General features: G+C 59.9%; 17 protein-coding genes. 7 read left to right on the top strand and 10 right to left on the bottom strand.

All coding sequences use genetic code 11. The features are described from left to right. The first annotated feature begins 169 nt into the window (after nt 1–169). Together CPH89_RS18320 and CPH89_RS18315 are read left to right on the top strand one after the other, a co-directional pair. A complete protein-coding gene (locus tag CPH89_RS18320) occupies nt 170–730 on the top strand; it encodes a glycine cleavage system transcriptional repressor (RefSeq protein ID WP_003172487.1) in 561 nt (186 codons plus the stop codon). Nucleotides 731–740: 10 nt separating this feature from the next. Further along, on the top strand, nt 741–1,214 hold the full coding sequence (locus CPH89_RS18315; RefSeq protein WP_053254902.1) for a peroxiredoxin: 474 nt from the start codon (nt 741–743) through the stop codon (nt 1,212–1,214). 37 nt (nt 1,215–1,251) lie between these two features. On the opposite strand, the gene CPH89_RS18310 is transcribed toward CPH89_RS18315, so the two are convergent. Both CPH89_RS18310 and CPH89_RS18305 read right to left on the bottom strand, forming a co-directional pair. Further along, nucleotides 1,252–2,322: an AI-2E family transporter gene (locus tag CPH89_RS18310; RefSeq protein ID WP_053254901.1), complete on the bottom strand. Its 1,071-nt coding sequence runs from the start codon at nt 2,320–2,322 to the stop codon at nt 1,252–1,254. A 31-nt stretch (nt 2,323–2,353) separates the two neighbouring features. Further along, nucleotides 2,354–2,593, bottom strand: coding sequence for a sulfurtransferase TusA family protein (locus tag CPH89_RS18305; protein ID WP_053254900.1), 240 nt, complete (start codon nt 2,591–2,593; stop codon nt 2,354–2,356). A gap of 94 nt (nt 2,594–2,687) precedes the next feature. On the opposite strand from CPH89_RS18305, the gene CPH89_RS18300 reads away from it, so the two are divergent. Continuing rightward, nucleotides 2,688–4,121: a M48 family metalloprotease gene (locus CPH89_RS18300; protein WP_053254899.1), complete on the top strand. Its 1,434-nt coding sequence runs from the start codon at nt 2,688–2,690 to the stop codon at nt 4,119–4,121. A gap of 74 nt (nt 4,122–4,195) precedes the next feature. On the opposite strand, the gene CPH89_RS18295 is transcribed toward CPH89_RS18300, so the two are convergent. From CPH89_RS18295 to rpoE, 4 genes are all read right to left on the bottom strand, one after another. Next, nucleotides 4,196–5,638, bottom strand: a complete 1,443-nt coding sequence (locus CPH89_RS18295; protein ID WP_053254898.1) for a DegQ family serine endoprotease — start codon at nt 5,636–5,638, stop codon at nt 4,196–4,198. A 234-nt stretch (nt 5,639–5,872) separates the two neighbouring features. Beyond that, on the bottom strand, nt 5,873–6,832 hold the full coding sequence (locus CPH89_RS18290; RefSeq protein WP_053254897.1) for a MucB/RseB C-terminal domain-containing protein: 960 nt from the start codon (nt 6,830–6,832) through the stop codon (nt 5,873–5,875). 16 nt (nt 6,833–6,848) lie between these two features. Next, nucleotides 6,849–7,436: a sigma-E factor negative regulatory protein gene (locus CPH89_RS18285; RefSeq protein WP_053254896.1), complete on the bottom strand. Its 588-nt coding sequence runs from the start codon at nt 7,434–7,436 to the stop codon at nt 6,849–6,851. A 32-nt stretch (nt 7,437–7,468) separates the two neighbouring features. Beyond that, nucleotides 7,469–8,050 carry an RNA polymerase sigma factor RpoE/AlgU gene (rpoE, locus tag CPH89_RS18280; RefSeq protein ID WP_003172477.1) on the bottom strand — a complete coding sequence of 194 codons (582 nt, stop codon included), beginning with the start codon at nt 8,048–8,050 and terminating at the stop codon, nt 7,469–7,471. Between the two features lie 464 nt (nt 8,051–8,514). Here rpoE and nadB point away from each other — a divergent pair, with 464 nt between their 5' ends. After that, nucleotides 8,515–10,131: an L-aspartate oxidase gene (nadB, locus tag CPH89_RS18275; RefSeq protein ID WP_053254895.1), complete on the top strand. Its 1,617-nt coding sequence runs from the start codon at nt 8,515–8,517 to the stop codon at nt 10,129–10,131. On the opposite strand, the gene CPH89_RS18270 is transcribed toward nadB, so the two are convergent. Together CPH89_RS18270 and CPH89_RS18265 are read right to left on the bottom strand one after the other, a co-directional pair. Further along, entirely contained in the window at nt 10,100–10,546 is a 447-nt protein-coding gene (locus CPH89_RS18270; RefSeq protein ID WP_053254894.1) for a protein YgfX, read from the bottom strand. The genes nadB and CPH89_RS18270 overlap by 32 nt on opposite strands. Next, a complete protein-coding gene (locus CPH89_RS18265) occupies nt 10,530–10,784 on the bottom strand; it encodes an FAD assembly factor SdhE (protein WP_053254893.1) in 255 nt (84 codons plus the stop codon). Before CPH89_RS18265 ends, CPH89_RS18270 begins: the two co-directional genes overlap by 17 nt. A 140-nt stretch (nt 10,785–10,924) precedes the next feature. Between CPH89_RS18265 and ygfZ the strand changes: the two genes are divergently transcribed. Further along, on the top strand, nt 10,925–11,866 hold the full coding sequence (gene ygfZ / locus CPH89_RS18260; protein ID WP_053254892.1) for a CAF17-like 4Fe-4S cluster assembly/insertion protein YgfZ: 942 nt from the start codon (nt 10,925–10,927) through the stop codon (nt 11,864–11,866). Between the two features lie 36 nt (nt 11,867–11,902). Next, nucleotides 11,903–12,724, top strand: coding sequence for an HDOD domain-containing protein (locus CPH89_RS18255; protein ID WP_053254891.1), 822 nt, complete (start codon nt 11,903–11,905; stop codon nt 12,722–12,724). Here CPH89_RS18255 and CPH89_RS18250 read toward each other — a convergent pair whose 3' ends face one another. Together CPH89_RS18250 and CPH89_RS18245 are read right to left on the bottom strand one after the other, a co-directional pair. Further along, nucleotides 12,725–14,110: a sensor histidine kinase gene (locus CPH89_RS18250; RefSeq protein WP_053254890.1), complete on the bottom strand. Its 1,386-nt coding sequence runs from the start codon at nt 14,108–14,110 to the stop codon at nt 12,725–12,727. Then, nucleotides 14,103–14,774, bottom strand: a complete 672-nt coding sequence (locus CPH89_RS18245; protein ID WP_053254889.1) for a response regulator — start codon at nt 14,772–14,774, stop codon at nt 14,103–14,105. The genes CPH89_RS18250 and CPH89_RS18245 overlap by 8 nt, the downstream gene beginning before the upstream one ends. A 235-nt stretch (nt 14,775–15,009) precedes the next feature. On the opposite strand from CPH89_RS18245, the gene CPH89_RS18240 reads away from it, so the two are divergent. Next, entirely contained in the window at nt 15,010–16,299 is a 1,290-nt protein-coding gene (locus tag CPH89_RS18240; RefSeq protein ID WP_053254888.1) for an OprD family porin, read from the top strand. Nucleotides 16,300–16,310: the final 11 nt, after the last annotated feature.

Below are 16,310 nucleotides of genomic sequence, written 5' to 3'. Positions count from 1 at the left end.
GGGCAATGCCATCATTGAGCCAAAGCGTTGCGTGAAGCACGCTGAAATCAGACCGATCACGCAATGAAAACGCCACCTCCTATCCCTTGGCGACGCTTTTCGCTACCCTTCATGCTTTGATCGATACAGCCCTCACCGTATCGACCGCTCATCGTTTTAGGAAGGCTGCATGTCCACCCCCACAGTTCGCGAACAATTCCTTGTTATCAGTGCCCTCGGCGCCAACCCCATGGAGCTGACCAACGTCCTGTGCCGCGCCAGCCATGAAAACCGCTGCGCCGTTGTGACCTCGCGCCTGACCCGCCATGGCGAGTGCAGTGCGCTGGTGCTGCAGATTTCCGGCACCTGGGACGCCCTGGCGCGTCTGGAAACCGGCCTGCCGGGCCTGGCCAAGAAGCACGACTTCACCGTCAACGTGGTGCGCAGTGCTGCGCTGGAAAACCGCCCACAAGCCCTGCCTTATGTAGCGTACGTCAGCTCGGCCTACCGCTCGGACATCGTCAACGAGCTGTGCCAGTTCTTTATCGACCATAACGTCGAGCTGGAAAACCTGACCTGCGACACCTACCAGGCGCCACAAACCGGCGGCACCATGCTCAACGCAACGTTCACCGTGACCTTGCCGGCCGGCGTGCAGATCAGCTGGCTGCGCGACCAGTTCCTGGATTTCGCCGATGCCCTGAACCTCGATGCGCTGATCGAGCCGTGGCGCCCACAAAACCCAATGTAAGGAAGAACTCATGCCGGTAGCCATCGACAAACCCGTGGCCGATTTCGAAGCCCAGGCCACCAGCGGCCAGACCTTCAGCCTCGCTGCACTCAACGGCAAGCAGGTGGTGATTTACTTCTACCCGAAGGACAGCACCCCGGGCTGCACCACTGAAGGCCAGGGTTTCCGCGACCAGTACGCGGCGTTCAAGGCCGCCAACACCGAAGTGTTTGGCGTCTCGCGTGACAGCGTGAAGTCCCACGAGAACTTCAAGAGCAAGCAGGAATTTCCCTTTGAGCTGATCAGCGACAAGGACGAAGCGGTTTGCCAGCTGTTTGATGTGATCAAGCTGAAGAAGCTGTATGGCAAGGAATACCTGGGTGTTGATCGCAGCACGTTCCTGATCGACAAGGCTGGCGTGCTGCGTCAGGAATGGCGCGGTGTAAAGGTGCCGGGCCATGTGGACGCCGTGTTGGCGGCTGCGCAGGCGCTGGAAAAGGCTTGATGCGTGAGGGGCGAACACTGGCTGTTCGCCCCACGCGTTACAACAAAGGCGCAACCACCGGCTCTTTTCGCGGCCAGGCATCCAGCACGGCTTTGAACAACGTCGCCAGGGGAATCGCGAAGAATACGCCCCAGAATCCCCACAACCCACCGAACAACAACACCGCACAGATAATCGCCACCGGGTGCAGGTTGACGGCCTCGGAAAACAGCAGCGGCACCAGTACGTTGCCATCCAGGGTCTGAATAATGCCGTACACCGCCATCAGGTAGATGAACTGGTCACTCCAGCCCCACTGGAACAATGCGATCAACATCACCGGTACCGTCACCACCACCGCGCCGACATACGGCACCACCACCGACACGCCTACCAGCAACGCCAACAGCGCCGCGTAGTTCAGCCCAAGCGCAACAAATGCGATGTAGGTGACGCCCCCACAGATCACAATCTCGATCACTTTGCCGCGAATGTAGTTGGCGATCTGCCGGTTCATCTCTTCGGCCACGCGGGTAATGAGCGCGCGTTCACGCGGCAGGTAACCGCTGACCCAGCGGCCGATTATCGCGCGGTCCTTGAGGAAGAAAAACACCAGGATCGGCACCAGCACCAGGTAGATCATGATGTTGACCAGCAGCGGCAGGCTGGACAGGGAAAACGTCAGCGCCCATTGCCCGAATTTTCCGATCTCGCCACGCGCCACTTCAATGGCTTGCAGCACTTGTTCATCCGACACCAGGTGCGGGTAGCGTTCCGGCAACAACAGCAACAGTGACTGCCACTTGGCGAGCATCCCCGGCAATTCGTTGAACAGGGTGATCAACTGATGCCAGAGCAATGGCAACACCACCACGATAAACACCACCAGCAACCCCATGAACAAGGCGAACACCAGGCCCACCGCAACGCCACCCGGCAAGCGCAGACGCTCCAGGGTGGTGACCAGGCCCTGCATCAGGTAAGCCAGCACCATCCCGGCCAGCACTGGCGCCAGCATCCCGCCCAAGGTGAGCACGGCCGTAAAGGCCAGGAACAGCAGGACCGCCAGCACCACGGCTTCTTCGTCGGAGAAGTAGCGCTGAATCCAGTCTCGTAACACTTTGAACATCAATCAACCTCGGATGATGGGGGCAAACGGCTCAGGCCTTGCGCAACCAGTAACGGTACACACCGGCGGCGTCTTCTTCGTGCACTAAAGTATGCCCGGCCAACTTGGCGAAGGTCCGGAAATCGCGCTGGGAGCCAGCGTCCGTGGCGATGACCTTAAGCACGGCACCGCTGGCCAATTGATTGAGTTCCAACTTGGCCTTGAGCAAAGGCAACGGGCAATTGAGGCCACTGGCATCGAGTTCGGCATCAAAGGCGACAGCGTCGGTCATGGTTTACTCCGGACAAGCGATTGGGGTGCTTAGAATATCTGGTCCGAAGCTCAGTGTCCGGCTACAGTAAGCTCTTTGTCGAAAGGCTCTGTGCATGACTTTTTTGCGCCCTACCCTGCTGACGCTGGCCTGCCTGCTGGCCTCTCCGGGCTTCGCTGACGACCTGCCGTCACTTGGCGACGCCAGTTCTGCCATTGTCTCTCCGCAACAGGAATACCAACTGGGCCGTGCCTGGCTGGCTTACCTGCGGGGCCAGGTCTCGCAGCTCAATGATCCACAACTCAAGGATTACGTCGAAACCAGCGTGTACAAGCTGGTGGAAACCAGCCAGGTCAACGACCGACGCCTGGAGTTCATCCTGATCAACAGCCCGCAACTCAACGCCTTTGCTGCGCCGGGCGGGATTATCGGGGTCAACGGCGGCCTGTTCCTCAATGCCCAGACCGAGGGTGAATACGCCTCGGTACTCGCTCACGAATTGGCTCACTTGTCCCAACGCCACTTTGCCCGGGGCGTCGAAGCTCAGTCGCGCATGCAACTGCCGATGATGGCCGCGTTGCTCGGCGGGATTATCGCGGCCGCAGCAGGCGCGGGCGATGCGGGGATTGCCGCGATTGCCGGCAGCCAGGCAGCGGCCATCCAGGAGCAGCGCCGGTTCTCGCGACAGAACGAGCAGGAGGCTGACCGTATCGGCATTCTCAACCTGGAAAAAGCCGGTTACGACCCACGCTCCATGCCCACCATGTTTGAGCGCCTGATGCGCCAATACCGTTTCGACGCCAAGCCGCCTGAATTCCTGCTGACGCACCCGGTAACCGAATCGCGGATCGCTGACACCCGCAACCGCGCCGAGCAAGCCAAACCCGGCGGCAAGGAAGACAGTTTGCGCTATCAGCTGATTCGCGCACGGGTGCAGTTGCAATACGAAGACACCCCGGGCCTCGCCGCCAAACGCTTCCAGGCGCAGTTGGACGAGAACCCGAAAAACGATGTGGCGCGTTATGGTCTGGCGATCGCCCAGATCAAAGGCACTCAGTACAAAGAGGCACGGGAAAACTTGCAGCCATTGTTGGCCAAGGCGCCCAACGACATCACCTACAACCTGGCACAGATCGAGTTGGACATGGCCAATAGCCGCTTGCCCGACGCCCAGCAACGCACTGATCGGATGATCACCCAGTACCCCGGCAACTACCCGCTGAATCAGGTGCGGGTGGACTTGCTGATCAAGCAGAACCGTATCGCCGATGCGGAAAAGGCCTTGGACGGGCTACTCAAATCGCGTCCGGATGATCCGGATGTGTGGTACCAGGTTGCCGAGACACGTGGCCTGTCCGGCAACATCATCGGCCTGCATCAGGCCCGCGCCGAGTACTTTGCCTTGGTCGGTGACTTCAAGCAGGCCATTCAACAGCTGGACTTCGCCAAGCGCCGCGCCGGCAGCAACTTCCCGCTGTCCTCGCGAATAGATGCCCGCCAGCGTGAGTTGATCGAACAGGAACGCCTGGTAAAAGGGATGATGAGCTAAACCCATCAGCCACAAAAAAGCCCCGCCTTCGTTAACCGAAGGCGGGGCTTTTTATGGGGTTGCAGGCTAGCGGGTTACTCGGCCAGCTTGAACGTGATGAAGCTTGCACGCCCCTGACGCAGCACGCGCATCGACACCGAGCGATTCTTCGGCAACGCCTTGGCGATGTCGGTGAATTCCTTGGTGGAGTTGATTGCCTGGTTGTTCAGGTGGGTAATCACGTCACCCGGCTGCAGGCCGATCAAGGCAGCTGGGCCGTCCTGAACTTCCTTGATCACAACACCGCTCTTGAGGTCGAAGCTCTTCTTCTGCTCCTCGCTCAGCTCAACCACGGCAATGCCCAAGCGATTACTGCTGCGCTCGGCGCCCGGTTTGGCGTTGCCCAGAGCATCCAGCGTTGCGCCCTCTTCCGGAATCGCGCCAACGGTCAGCTCAACGGTCTGGCGCTTGCCGTCACGAATCACTTCCAGCTTGGCTTTGCTGCCGGCTTTAAGGGCACCCACCAGATGCGGCAGGTCGGCTGACATGATGATCGGCTGACCATTCATGCTCAGGATCACGTCGCCCACTTGCAGACCGCCTTTGGCAGCCGGGCCGTCGTCCTGGATTTGCGCGACCAGCGCACCGGCCGGTTTGTCGAGGCCGAACGATTCAGCCAAGTCTTTGTTCACTTCCTGGATGACGACGCCCAACCAGCCACGGCTGACCTTGCCACCGGCTTTGAGCTGGTTGGAGACGTCCATGGCCACGTCGATAGGAATGGCAAAGGAAACGCCCATGAACCCACCGGAGCGGGTGTAGATCTGCGAGTTGATCCCGACCACTTCGCCCGCCAGGTTGAACAGCGGGCCACCGGAATTACCCGGGTTGATCGGCACGTCGGTCTGGATGAACGGCACGTAGTTTTCGTTCGGCAAGCTACGACCGATGGCACTGACAATGCCTTGGGTAACGGTATGGTCGAAGCCAAACGGAGAGCCGATAGCGACCACCCACTGCCCGGCTTTCAGGTCCTGGGATTTGCCCAGTTTCAGCACCGGCAGGTCTTTACCGTCGATTTTCAGCAAGGCCACGTCAGAGCGCGGGTCAGTCCCGACCAGCTTGGCTTTCAGCTCACTGCGATCAGCCAGGCGGACGAGGATCTCGTCAGCGTCAGCAATCACATGGTTGTTGGTGAGGATGTAGCCATCAGGCGAAATGATAAAACCCGAGCCCAGGGACTGAGCTTCACGCTGACCACCGCCACCGCCACCACGCGGGGAGCGCTGTTGCGGCATGCCGCGCTCGAAGAACTCGCGCAGCATTGGCGGCAAGCCTTCCAGGTCCGGCATCTGCTGGTTCGAGACTTTGCGCTCCGGCAGTTTCTGCGTGGTGCTGATGTTCACCACGGCAGGCGATGCCTGCTCCACCAGTTGGGTGAAGTCAGGCAGCTCGGCCGCTTGCGCGGACACCGCCTGACCCAGCACCAGCACCGTGGCGATTATGGATAGGTAAGACTTCAAACGTGGTATCGACATACAGCTCCCGTTACGACGAGCAGGGTTGAGCGACAGGGTTCAAGAAACGCCGGAAACTGCGATCGGCTTCCTTGTTCCGCGAACAAAATAAGGTCAGGACCTACAGGCCCTGACCTATAAAAAACATGTGGATTTTTTGCAAGTGAAAATAATGATCCAGAGATTTCATACTCATCGCTCCCAACCAAGCATAGGCTCACATTGAAAGACCAGGATGAACATAGGATTAACGACTCACGGCTTGGCGGCGGTCTTTTCGCCGCGCACCGACAGCGCGATACGCTCAGCGGTGCCGATAGGGATTTCGCCGACAACCGTCACCATGACTTCGCCATCGACGGTGTTCAGGCGGCGAGACACGGCAACCGTCGGACCGAGCTGGGTGCGTGTTTCGCTCACACTCGCACCCTCGGTCGATTCAAGAAACACGGAAAAGCGCGCCAGCCCGTCGTCATACATCAGGCTGTCAACGGTGGCTTTGGTCTGGGTGTCTTTTCGCGAGATGCTGTTGGTGAGCTGGAAACCAGGGGGCAACCAGTCCAGGTGCCATGCCTGAGTGGCGGGCACTTCGGGCGCTTTGCTGTTCGAAACCGCTACAGGCGTGCATTCGCCGCTGGGCTGTAAATCGCGATCCGTCAGTGCTGCCGACGTATTCAGACGCGTGAACTGAAAGCGCTCCAGCAACTGGCCTTGATCATTGAGCAACAACGATTTCAGCGGCAACGCGGTTTCACGATCCAGGTGCAACTCGAAGCCATACCGGTATTGATCGCGTGGAGTAATCGACACAATCACTGCATTACGACCAGCCACACGGGATTTGCCAATGACGGCCAGTTCGTAGAATTGAGTGAGTTTTAGCGGGTCGAGTGCGCGCGAAGGCGCGTCAGGCGAATTGCCCAGGCCGGCGACCAGTGTGCCACTGACACATTGAGTTTTTCCATTTACCCGCACCAGTTCCTGGGCAGAACCGTCGAGCTGCAACAGCCGCTCACGTACTTGACCGTCCTGGACACGATGCCAGATGTCATGGGTAGAAAAACTGCCGTTACGCTCGTAGATGAACGTACCTGCAAAGCTTTGCTGCTGCTCTGCACGCCCAAGTCGAGTCAGCCAGTCTTGGGCTTCGTCGGCATGGGCGGATAGTGCAAAACAACCACTGAGCAAAAGCGTAAGGAGCGGTATGGCGCGCATAGGGCCCCTTAGCGGTTTAGCGGTTTTCCAGGCTGGCTGCACGAGCGTATGGCAGAGCGCTTTCAGTGCCTTTCAGTGCCGATTCCTGTGCGTGTTGGCGCAGGTAGCCTGAAAGACGCTGGTCCTGCCAGCCGGATTGCCCCTGAAGTACACCATTGGCCATGGGACCAGTGGTATCAGCGCTTTCCTTGTAGCCGGCCAGTACCGCTGGGCCTTTGACTTGCGGACCGGCCATGACCGGTTGCTGAGTCTGTTGGGCCAGTTCGGCACCGGCGATTTCGTCCTGGTTGTACAGGCGAACACCGGCCAACACGGCAACAGTTACCGAGGCAGCTACTGCCAGGCGACCCAGGCTACGCCAAGGGCCACGAGCAGCTTTTGCCGGAACGGCTTCATCAGCCAGCGCGGCAGAAACGGCCGCAGCAATATCCAGACGAGGGATTAGAAGATCCTTGTGCATCACCGCCCGAGCGACTTGGTAACGAGACCAGGTATCACGGGTTTCGGCATCATCAAATGCATTGAGCACTCGACGAAGTTCCAGTTCATCCGCTTCGTTATCCATCACTGCGGACAGCGATTCCTGCAGGGCATCACGACTCATGGCGGTTCCTCTCTTGGCTGTCGCCGCTGTCTTTAGTTTTCCTGCAACAACGGTTGCAAGGCTTTGTCGATGGCTTCCCGGGCCCGGAAAATCCGTGACCTTACAGTCCCCACCGGACACTGCATGACGCTCGCAATGTCTTCGTAACTGAGACCATCGAATTCACGTAAAGTTAACGCCGTACGCAAATCTTCTGGCAGTTGCTGAATTGTGCGATGAACGGTTCCTTCGATCTCGTCGCGCAGCAATGCACGCTCCGGCGACTCGAGATCTTTGAGGCCGTGATCACCATCGTAAAATTCTGCATCTTCTGAACTTACATCGCTATCCGGTGGGCGGCGGCCGCGAGACACCAGATAGTTCTTCGCCGTGTTGATGGCGATACGGTATAGCCACGTGTAAAACGCACTATCACCGCGGAAATTGCCAAGTGCACGGTACGCCTTGATAAAGGCTTCCTGTGCAACGTCCTGCGCTTCATGGGTGTCGTGCACAAACCGCACGATCAACCCGAGAATTTTGTGCTGGTATTTCAGCACTAGCAGATCAAATGCGCGCTTGTCGCCGCGTTGAACGCGCTCGACCAGCTGCTGATCCTCTTCCTGGGTTAGCATGAACACTCCTCGTTGTACTTGAAGGAGGCTTGCATAACTAAACGATCAGGCTTGCAAACATAGACTAGGACTTTTCGCAAAAGTTCTCCCCCTCCAAGCAAGTTTCCGGCATGCACTGATTTGGCACACACGAAAAACGCAGCGCGGGTTAGGCCGGCTGCGCGAATAATCTTGTCGCCGGTCTTCTGACGCGTCCAATGCTCCCGACGGGCCAATAAACTCAACGTTTTCCCAGCTTTCGGGCAACCTGCTATTGAGTCGGGGCTTATGCAAAAAGTTCCCACCTCAATAACCAGTCAGTCAGCCCCTCGCCGTGCACCGTAATTTCACATTGCCACGAATGCCCGGCTATTGTGCCGCTCCCCCCCTCTATATACTAGTGGCCCGTGTGACCCTTTGATTCGCCGATCCAGGCGTCCTGTTTGCGCCACCCCCTGTGGATCGCTTTTTGCGGAATCCTTCAAATGAGCCAACAGTTTCAACACGATGTCCTGGTGATTGGCAGCGGCGCGGCCGGCTTGAGTCTGGCACTGACCCTGCCCAGCCACCTGCGCATTGCCGTTCTGAGCAAGGGCGATCTGGCCAACGGCTCGACATTCTGGGCCCAAGGCGGTGTCGCGGCGGTACTGGACGACACCGACACGGTGCAATCCCACGTCGAAGACACCCTCAACGCCGGCGGCGGCCTGTGCAACGAAGACGCCGTGCGCTTCACCGTCGAGCACAGCCGTGAAGCCATCCAATGGCTGATCGACCAGGGGGTGCCGTTCACCCGTGATGAACACGCGGGCAGTGACGACGGTGGTTTCGAGTTTCACCTGACCCGTGAAGGCGGCCACAGCCACCGCCGCATCATCCACGCCGCCGATGCCACTGGCGCGGCAATCTTCAAGACCCTGCTCGACCAGGCCCGCCAACGCCCCAACATCGAATTGCTGGAGCAACGCGTCGCCGTTGACCTGATCACCGAAAAACGCCTGGGCCTGGACGGCGAACGCTGCCTCGGGGCCTATGTGCTCAATCGCGCCAGCGGCGAAGTCGACACCTACGGCGCACGCTTCACCATTCTCGCCTCGGGCGGCGCGGCCAAGGTCTACCTCTACACCAGTAACCCCGATGGCGCCTGCGGTGATGGCATCGCCATGGCCTGGCGTTCGGGCTGCCGGGTGGCCAATCTGGAATTCAATCAGTTCCACCCCACCTGCCTGTATCACCCGCAAGCCAAGAGTTTCCTGATCACCGAAGCCCTGCGCGGTGAAGGCGCGCACCTGAAACTGCCGAATGGCGAGCGTTTCATGCAGCGCTTTGACCCCCGCGCCGAACTGGCACCACGGGATATCGTCGCCCGCGCCATCGACCACGAGATGAAGCGCCTGGGCATCGACTGCGTCTACCTCGACATCAGCCACAAGCCCGAAGCCTTCATCAAGACGCACTTCCCCACCGTCTACGAGCGCTGCCTGGCGTTCAACATCGATATCACCAAAGGCCCGATCCCCGTGGTACCGGCCGCGCACTACACTTGCGGCGGCGTGATGGTCGACCAGCATGGCCGCACCGACGTGCCCGGCCTGTATGCGATTGGCGAAACCAGTTTTACCGGCCTGCACGGCGCCAACCGCATGGCGAGCAACTCACTGCTCGAATGTTTTGTCTACGCCCGCTCTGCGGCAGCCGACATCCTCGAGCAACTGCCACGCATCCCCGTGCCCGCCGCCTTGCCGCGCTGGGACGCCAGCCAGGTGACCGACTCGGACGAAGACGTGATCATCGCCCACAACTGGGACGAACTGCGTCGCTTCATGTGGGACTACGTCGGCATTGTGCGCACCAACAAGCGTCTGCAACGCGCTCAACACCGCGTGCGGTTGCTGCTGGATGAGATTGACGAGTTCTACAGCAACTATAAGGTCAGCCGCGATTTGATCGAGTTGCGCAACCTGGCCCAGGTTGCCGAGTTGATGATCCGCTCAGCCATGGAGCGCAAGGAAAGTCGCGGCCTGCATTACACCCTCGACTATCCGCAGATGTTGCCTGAGGCGCGCGACACTATTCTGGTGCCAACCACCTACGGCGGCTGAACTTCAAGCGCACCCGCAGGCGCCGATGCACATCGGCGGCCTGCGAGTCCATCGGCACACAGATCGAGCGCACCCGCCATTCGCCCTGCACCCGATAGCGCAGTACCACGATCAGCGGCAATGCCAGGCTATCGGGACGTAGCTGAACACTGTGCCAGCCTCGCTCATGGCTGAACAACTGCCAGCCGTCTTCATCACGGCGCAGGCCACGAATCGACGAACGGTGGGTCAGCAGGATATGACGCGGTAAGACCCACGCAGCGTGAGCCAGGCACACCAAGATGCCAACGCTGGAGAAAGGTAAATCAACAACCAGCAAAGCGCCCAGCGCAAACAACTGGGCGAGCAGATACGCCGCCAGCAACAGCCGAGAGGCCTGCCAGCGGCATTCGAAGCGATTACTTGGGCTGGACACGGTCCAGAATCTTACGAACCATGCGCTGCAGCTCCGGATCTTCAGATTCGGCGCGTTCCATGAACCAGCCGAACATGTCCTGGTCTTCGCAAGTCAGCAGCCGCTCGTAGAGTTCGCGATCCACCTGATTGAGCGTCTTGTACACCTCTCTGGTGAAAGGCACCAGCAACACGTCCAACTCCAGCATGCCGCGACGGCTGTGCCAGTAGAGGCGATTGATTTCTACTTCTTCGACCATGGAGCGCTCCTCAAATAGGGCGCAAGTATACAGCCCAGACGGCAGTGGAACAGTCGGCTTTGGTCGCCCCATACGGAAACTATCCATTTACCGAACGCCCCTCTATGATGCACGCATGACTTTTTGACCTGCGATGACCCATGGCCGACTCTGCTTTTTTCTGCGCCCTGCACCACGAAGGCGTTCTCGCCGTCCGCGGCTCCGACGCTGCCAAGTTCCTGCAAGGGCAACTGACCTGCAACCTCAACTACCTGAGCGACACCCAGGCCAGCCTGGGCGCGCGTTGCACGCAAAAAGGCCGCATGCAGTCGAGTTTTCGCATCCTGCTGCAAGGTGATGGCGTGCTCATGGCCATGGCCACCGAACTGCTCGAACCGCAACTGGCCGATCTGAAAAAATACGCGGTGTTCTCCAAATCCAAGCTCACCGACGAAAGCCCTGCCTGGGTCCGTTTCGGCCTATCGAATGCAGACCCGGCCCTGGTGACTCTTGGCCTTGAGCTGCCGGCCGAGACCGACAGCGTCGCGCGCACAGATACATTGATCGCCATTCGCGTCTCTCCCACCCGCGCTGAGCTTTGGGTGCCGGCCGAGCAAGCGGAAACCGTACGCAATCAATTGGCTAGTCAACTGCAACACGCTGACTTGAATGAATGGCTGCTGGGCCAGATCCGCGCCGGTATTGGCCAGGTCATGCCGCAGACCCGCGAACTGTTCATCCCGCAGATGCTCAACCTGCAGGCCGTCGGCGGCGTCAGCTTCAAGAAAGGCTGCTACACCGGTCAGGAAATCGTTGCGCGCATGCAGTATCTGGGCAAGCTCAAGCGTCGCCTGTACCGCCTGAGCCTCGATGCGGCTGAACTGCCCGAGCCAGGCACTGCGTTGTTCTCGCCCAACCACAACAGCGCGATCGGTGAAGTCGTGATCGCGGCAAAAGCTGATCAATCGATTGAACTTCTGGCCGTGCTGCAAGCCGAAGCAGCCGAGAGCGGCGATGTGCACTTAGGCACTCTGGAAGGACCCGGCTTGCACGTGCTCGATGTGCCTTACCAACTGGATCGCGATAAAGAGATCCAGCGTTAATCGCCGTACCTTTTTGCAACACCCTAGAGAGCATGAATGAACAAGCTGGCGGAAAAAGTCCAACAGGCTTTGGTGAAGGCCATCGACAACGATGACCTGGTTCTGCCGACATTACCGGAAGTGGCCCTGAAAATTCGTCAGGCCGCCGAAGACCCGGAGATCAGCATCAGCCACTTGAGCAAAGTGATCGGTCGCGATACCGCCCTGTCGGCGCGCCTGATCAAAGTGGTCAATAGCCCGCTGCTGCGCGCGACCCAGGAAGTGACCGACCTGCACACCGCCATCACCCGGCTGGGCACCAACTACAGCAGCAACCTGGCCATCGGCCTGGTGATGGAACAAATCTTCCATGCCCGCTCCGAAGTCGTCGAACTTAAAATGCGCGAAGTGTGGCGCCGCAGCCTGGAAGTGGCGGGTGTGAGTTACGTGTTGTGCCGCAGCCACAGCCATCTCAAGCCCGACCAGGCGGCCCTCGGCGGGCTGGTGCATCAGATTGGCGTGCTGCCGATTCTCACGTACGCCGAAGACCACTACGAACTGCTCGCCGACCCCGTCAGCCTCAACCATGTCATCGAGAGCATCCACCCGTTGCTTGGGGACAAGCTGCTCGGTGGCTGGGACTTCCCGGAGATGCTGGCGAAGCTGCCCGGGCAATACCTGGACCTGGAGCGCGACTCCGCGAGCCTGGACTACATCGACCTGGTGCAGGTCGCCGTGCTGTATTGCCACCGAGGCACCGACCATCCGCTGGCGAATGTGTCCGTTTCCGGCCTGCCGGCGATCCAGAAGCTGCGCCTCGACCCGTACAGCGAGGCCCTGCGTGCCGAGCTGGATGAAGCGCGCTCGATGTTTTACTGATCAACCCGCGATAAAACTCACCCGCACCTTCAACCCCGCCAACTCACCGTCATGCAGGCTGATCTGCGCCAGGTGCGCGCGGCAGATCTCCCCGACAATCGCCAGCCCCAAGCCTGAGCCCATGCCCTGCTGGCTGCGGCGATAGAAACGCTCAAACACGCGGTCCCGTTCATCCAGCGGAATACCCGGGCCATCATCTTCAACTTCGAGGATGGCCGGCGCGGTTACCCGCAAGATCACATTCCCACCCGGCGGCGTGTGGGCCAGGGCGTTATCCACCAGGTTGCTCAGCAGCTCATTCAGCAAGGTCGGCTCACCGCGCAGCCACACCGGTTCGTCTGCCTCCAATGCCAAGGCAACGCCCCGTGCGTGGGCCAGCGGTGCCATGGCCATGCCCAGTTCCCGTGCCAGTTGGCTGAGGTCGAGCAATTGTGCGCCACCTTCGGCAATTGCCCGGGCGCCGTTTTCGATACGTGCCAGGGATAACAGTTGGTTGGCCAAATGGGTCAAGCGGTCGGTGCCTTGGGCGGCAGTTTCCAAGGTACTGCGCCACGTCGCCGGGTCACTGCTGCGCAGGCCCAGCTCCAGCCGGGCCTTGAGCGCTGCCAGCGGAGTGCGCAGTTCGTGAGCGGCGTCGGCGATAAACTGCGCCTGACGCTCAAACTGGCCGCGCAAACGCTCGGTAAAATGGTTGAGGGAGCGCACCAGCGGGCCGAACTCGTGTTGCACCTCCACCAGCGGCAACGGCCGCAAGTCGTCGGGCTGACGTTCTTCCACTGCCGTACGCAGACGCTCCAACGGCCGCAGCGCCGCACTCACGGCATACCACACCAGCAGCAACGCGCCGACGGCCAGCATGCCCAAACGCAATAACGTATCGGCCATCAGGCTGCGGGCCATGCTTTCGCGCGCCTCATCGGTTTCCGCGACACGAATTTCCGCCATGCCATTCATGTTGGGTTCCGAGACCGCTTTGAGCAGGCTGACCACGCGTACATGCTGGCCCTGGTACATGGCGTTATAGAACCGCGCCAACGCCGGGTAGTCGTCGGTGCGCGGCGTGCCGGGCGGTGGACCCGGGAGGTTTTCGTAGCCCGAAATCAGCTTCTGATTGATGTCATTGACCTGGTAATAAATGCGCCCGGCGCTGTCGTAGGCGAAGGTGTCCAGCGCCACATAAGGCACGTTCGCGCTCAAGGTGCCGTCGACCTGGGTCAAGCCAGCCGCGATGGTCCGCGCCGAGGCCAGCAAGGTGCGGTCATAGGCGGTGTCGGCGGCTTCGCGACCATTCCAGTAGGCACTCATGCCGCTGGCCAGCATCAACACCACCAGCAACAGCGCCAGGTTCCACAGCAGGCGCCAGCGCAGGCTGCTGGGCTTATGCATCGCGGGCTTCCAGCAAATAGCCGAGGCCGCGGAACGTCACAATGGCAATGGGTTGGCCATCGAGCTTCTTGCGCAGGCGGTGCACGTAGATTTCGATGGCGTCGGGGCTGGCTTCTTCATCCAGACCGAAGACCTGGGCGGCCAGTTGCTCTTTGCTCATCACGCGACCCGGCCGGGCGATCAGCGCTTCAAGCACCGCTTGCTCGCGGGAAGTCAATGTCAGCAGCTCGCCACCCACCGTGAAACGCCGGGTATCCAGGTCATAGATCAACACGCCGCACGCCTGCTGACGCTCGCCACCCAATACACTGCGGCGCAACAGCGCCTTGACCCGGGCTTCCAGCTCGGTCAGTTCAAACGGCTTGGCGAGATAATCATCGGCCCCCAGGTTCAGGCCATGCACGCGGTCTTTGACATCACTGCGCGCCGTGAGCATCAGCACCGGCAGATTTTTCCCACGCGCCCGCAGACGCGCCAACACCTCGAAACCGTCCATGCGCGGCAGCCCCACATCGAGGATCACCACCGCGTACTCCTCGCTGCTCAAGGCCAGGTCCGCGGCCACCCCATCGTGCAACACGTCGACGGTCAAACCCGTGCTCTTGAGCGCCTGGGCAACACTTTCGGCAAGTTGCAAATGGTCTTCAACCAAGAGGACACGCATGGTTTTTCACCTCATTCTGGCATGGTCGACGCCACGCTTTGGCGGGCAGTTTACAGGCGCCGCCTGCCCTGTGAAGCCCGAAAACATTGAAAGACAGCTGAAAGGTTAGTGAAAGCTTCGCCCTTTAGCATCCAGTCACGGTGGGTAAAGCCCGCCGAGCTACCTGATCCGTAGCGCCAGAAAAACGCCTTGAAGCGTTTTCGCCAAAATAAGAACAATAACGGAGTGCACAACGATGCTGTCGACACAGCCCCAGGCTTGCCCGCCTGTTCGTTTTTCTCGCCTTACCCAGACCGCCCTTGCCAGCGCCACGGCCCTTGCCGGCTTTTCGCCGCTGAGCCAGGCTGCCTTCTTCGAAGACAGCAGCGCCACCCTTGAAACCCGCAACATGTACTTCAACCGCGACTTCCGCGACGGCACGAGTGCGCAGCAATCCAAACGCGATGAATGGGCCCAGGGTTTCATGCTCAACCTGCAATCGGGCTACACCGACGGCACCGTCGGCTTTGGCGTGGATGCATTGGGCATGCTCGGCGTCAAGCTCGACTCCAGCCCCGACCGCACCGGCTCTGGCCTGCTGCCCACCGACAACGGTCGGGCTGTCGACGAATACGCCAAACTCGGCCTGACCGGCAAAGTGAAAATCTCCGCTACCGAGCTCAAAATCGGCGCGCTGATCCCCGAACTGCCGATCCTCAAACCCAATGACGGCCGCATTCTGCCGCAGACCTTCAACGGCGGATTGCTGACCTCGAAAGAATTCAAGAACCTGGTGTTTACCGGTGGCCGCCTGGACAAAGCCAAGGACCGCGACTCCACCGACTACGAAGACATCGCCCTCAACAACAAGAACAGCCGCTTCGTCAGCGGTGCCACCGGCAAGCACTTCAACTTCGGTGGCGTGGACTACAAGTTCGCCGACAAAATCACCGGCAGCTACCACTTCGCCCAACTCGACGACGTCTACCGTCAGCACTTCCTCGGCCTGGTGGCCGCACGCCCATTGGGGCCTGGCACCTTCGGCGCCGACCTGCGCGTGGCCATCAGCGATGACACCGGCAGCGCCCGTGGCGGCAAGATCGACAACACATCCCTCAACGGTCTGTTCAGCTATGCCCTCAACGGCCATAAGCTCAGCGCCGGCTACCAGCACATGTCTGGCGATAGCGCCTTTCCCTACGTGGATGGGAGCGATCCGTACCTTGTCAACTTCGTGCAGATCAACGACTTTGCCGGCGCTGAAGAACGCTCCTGGCAAGCGCGCTACGACTACGATTTCGCCAAGCTGGGGATTCCCGGCCTGAGTTTCATGAGCCGTTACCTGTCGGGTGACAACATCAAGCTCAGGAACGGTGAGACCGGCAAAGAGTGGGAACGCAACAGCGAGATCCGCTACATCGTGCAAAGCGGCACATTCAAGGATGTCGCCCTGCGCCTGCGTAATGCCACGTACCGTTCCAACTATTCGGCCCGTGATGCGGATGAAGTGCGTGTGCTGGTGAGTTATAGCCTCGCACTTTGGTAAGAAGCCTCTAA

Source organism: Pseudomonas fluorescens, assembly GCF_900215245.1.
Lineage (GTDB): Bacteria > Pseudomonadota > Gammaproteobacteria > Pseudomonadales > Pseudomonadaceae > Aquipseudomonas > Aquipseudomonas fluorescens.
The sequence above is the reverse complement of the archived record's forward strand: the minus strand, read 5'-3'. Positions and strand labels throughout refer to the sequence as shown.

Excerpts from the sequence above, each read along its gene's own strand:
- CPH89_RS18305 (WP_053254900.1), bottom strand. The coding sequence starts at position 2,593 with ATGACCGACGCTGTCGCCTTTGATGCCGAACTCGATGCCAGTGGCCTC.
- CPH89_RS18295 (WP_053254898.1), bottom strand. The coding sequence starts at position 5,638 with ATGTCGATACCACGTTTGAAGTCTTACCTATCCATAATCGCCACGGTG.
- CPH89_RS18290 (WP_053254897.1), bottom strand. The coding sequence starts at position 6,832 with ATGCGCGCCATACCGCTCCTTACGCTTTTGCTCAGTGGTTGTTTTGCA.
- CPH89_RS18320 (WP_003172487.1), top strand. The coding sequence starts at position 170 with ATGTCCACCCCCACAGTTCGCGAACAATTCCTTGTTATCAGTGCCCTC.
- CPH89_RS18315 (WP_053254902.1), top strand. The coding sequence starts at position 741 with ATGCCGGTAGCCATCGACAAACCCGTGGCCGATTTCGAAGCCCAGGCC.
- ygfZ (WP_053254892.1), top strand. The coding sequence starts at position 10,925 with ATGGCCGACTCTGCTTTTTTCTGCGCCCTGCACCACGAAGGCGTTCTC.
- CPH89_RS18300 (WP_053254899.1), top strand. The coding sequence starts at position 2,688 with ATGACTTTTTTGCGCCCTACCCTGCTGACGCTGGCCTGCCTGCTGGCC.
- CPH89_RS18240 (WP_053254888.1), top strand. The coding sequence starts at position 15,010 with ATGCTGTCGACACAGCCCCAGGCTTGCCCGCCTGTTCGTTTTTCTCGC.
- CPH89_RS18245 (WP_053254889.1), bottom strand. The coding sequence starts at position 14,774 with ATGCGTGTCCTCTTGGTTGAAGACCATTTGCAACTTGCCGAAAGTGTT.
- CPH89_RS18310 (WP_053254901.1), bottom strand. The coding sequence starts at position 2,322 with ATGTTCAAAGTGTTACGAGACTGGATTCAGCGCTACTTCTCCGACGAA.
- CPH89_RS18255 (WP_053254891.1), top strand. The coding sequence starts at position 11,903 with ATGAACAAGCTGGCGGAAAAAGTCCAACAGGCTTTGGTGAAGGCCATC.
- nadB (WP_053254895.1), top strand. The coding sequence starts at position 8,515 with ATGAGCCAACAGTTTCAACACGATGTCCTGGTGATTGGCAGCGGCGCG.
- CPH89_RS18250 (WP_053254890.1), bottom strand. The coding sequence starts at position 14,110 with ATGCATAAGCCCAGCAGCCTGCGCTGGCGCCTGCTGTGGAACCTGGCG.
- rpoE (WP_003172477.1), bottom strand. The coding sequence starts at position 8,050 with ATGCTAACCCAGGAAGAGGATCAGCAGCTGGTCGAGCGCGTTCAACGC.
- CPH89_RS18265 (WP_053254893.1), bottom strand. The coding sequence starts at position 10,784 with ATGGTCGAAGAAGTAGAAATCAATCGCCTCTACTGGCACAGCCGTCGC.
- CPH89_RS18285 (WP_053254896.1), bottom strand. The coding sequence starts at position 7,436 with ATGAGTCGTGATGCCCTGCAGGAATCGCTGTCCGCAGTGATGGATAAC.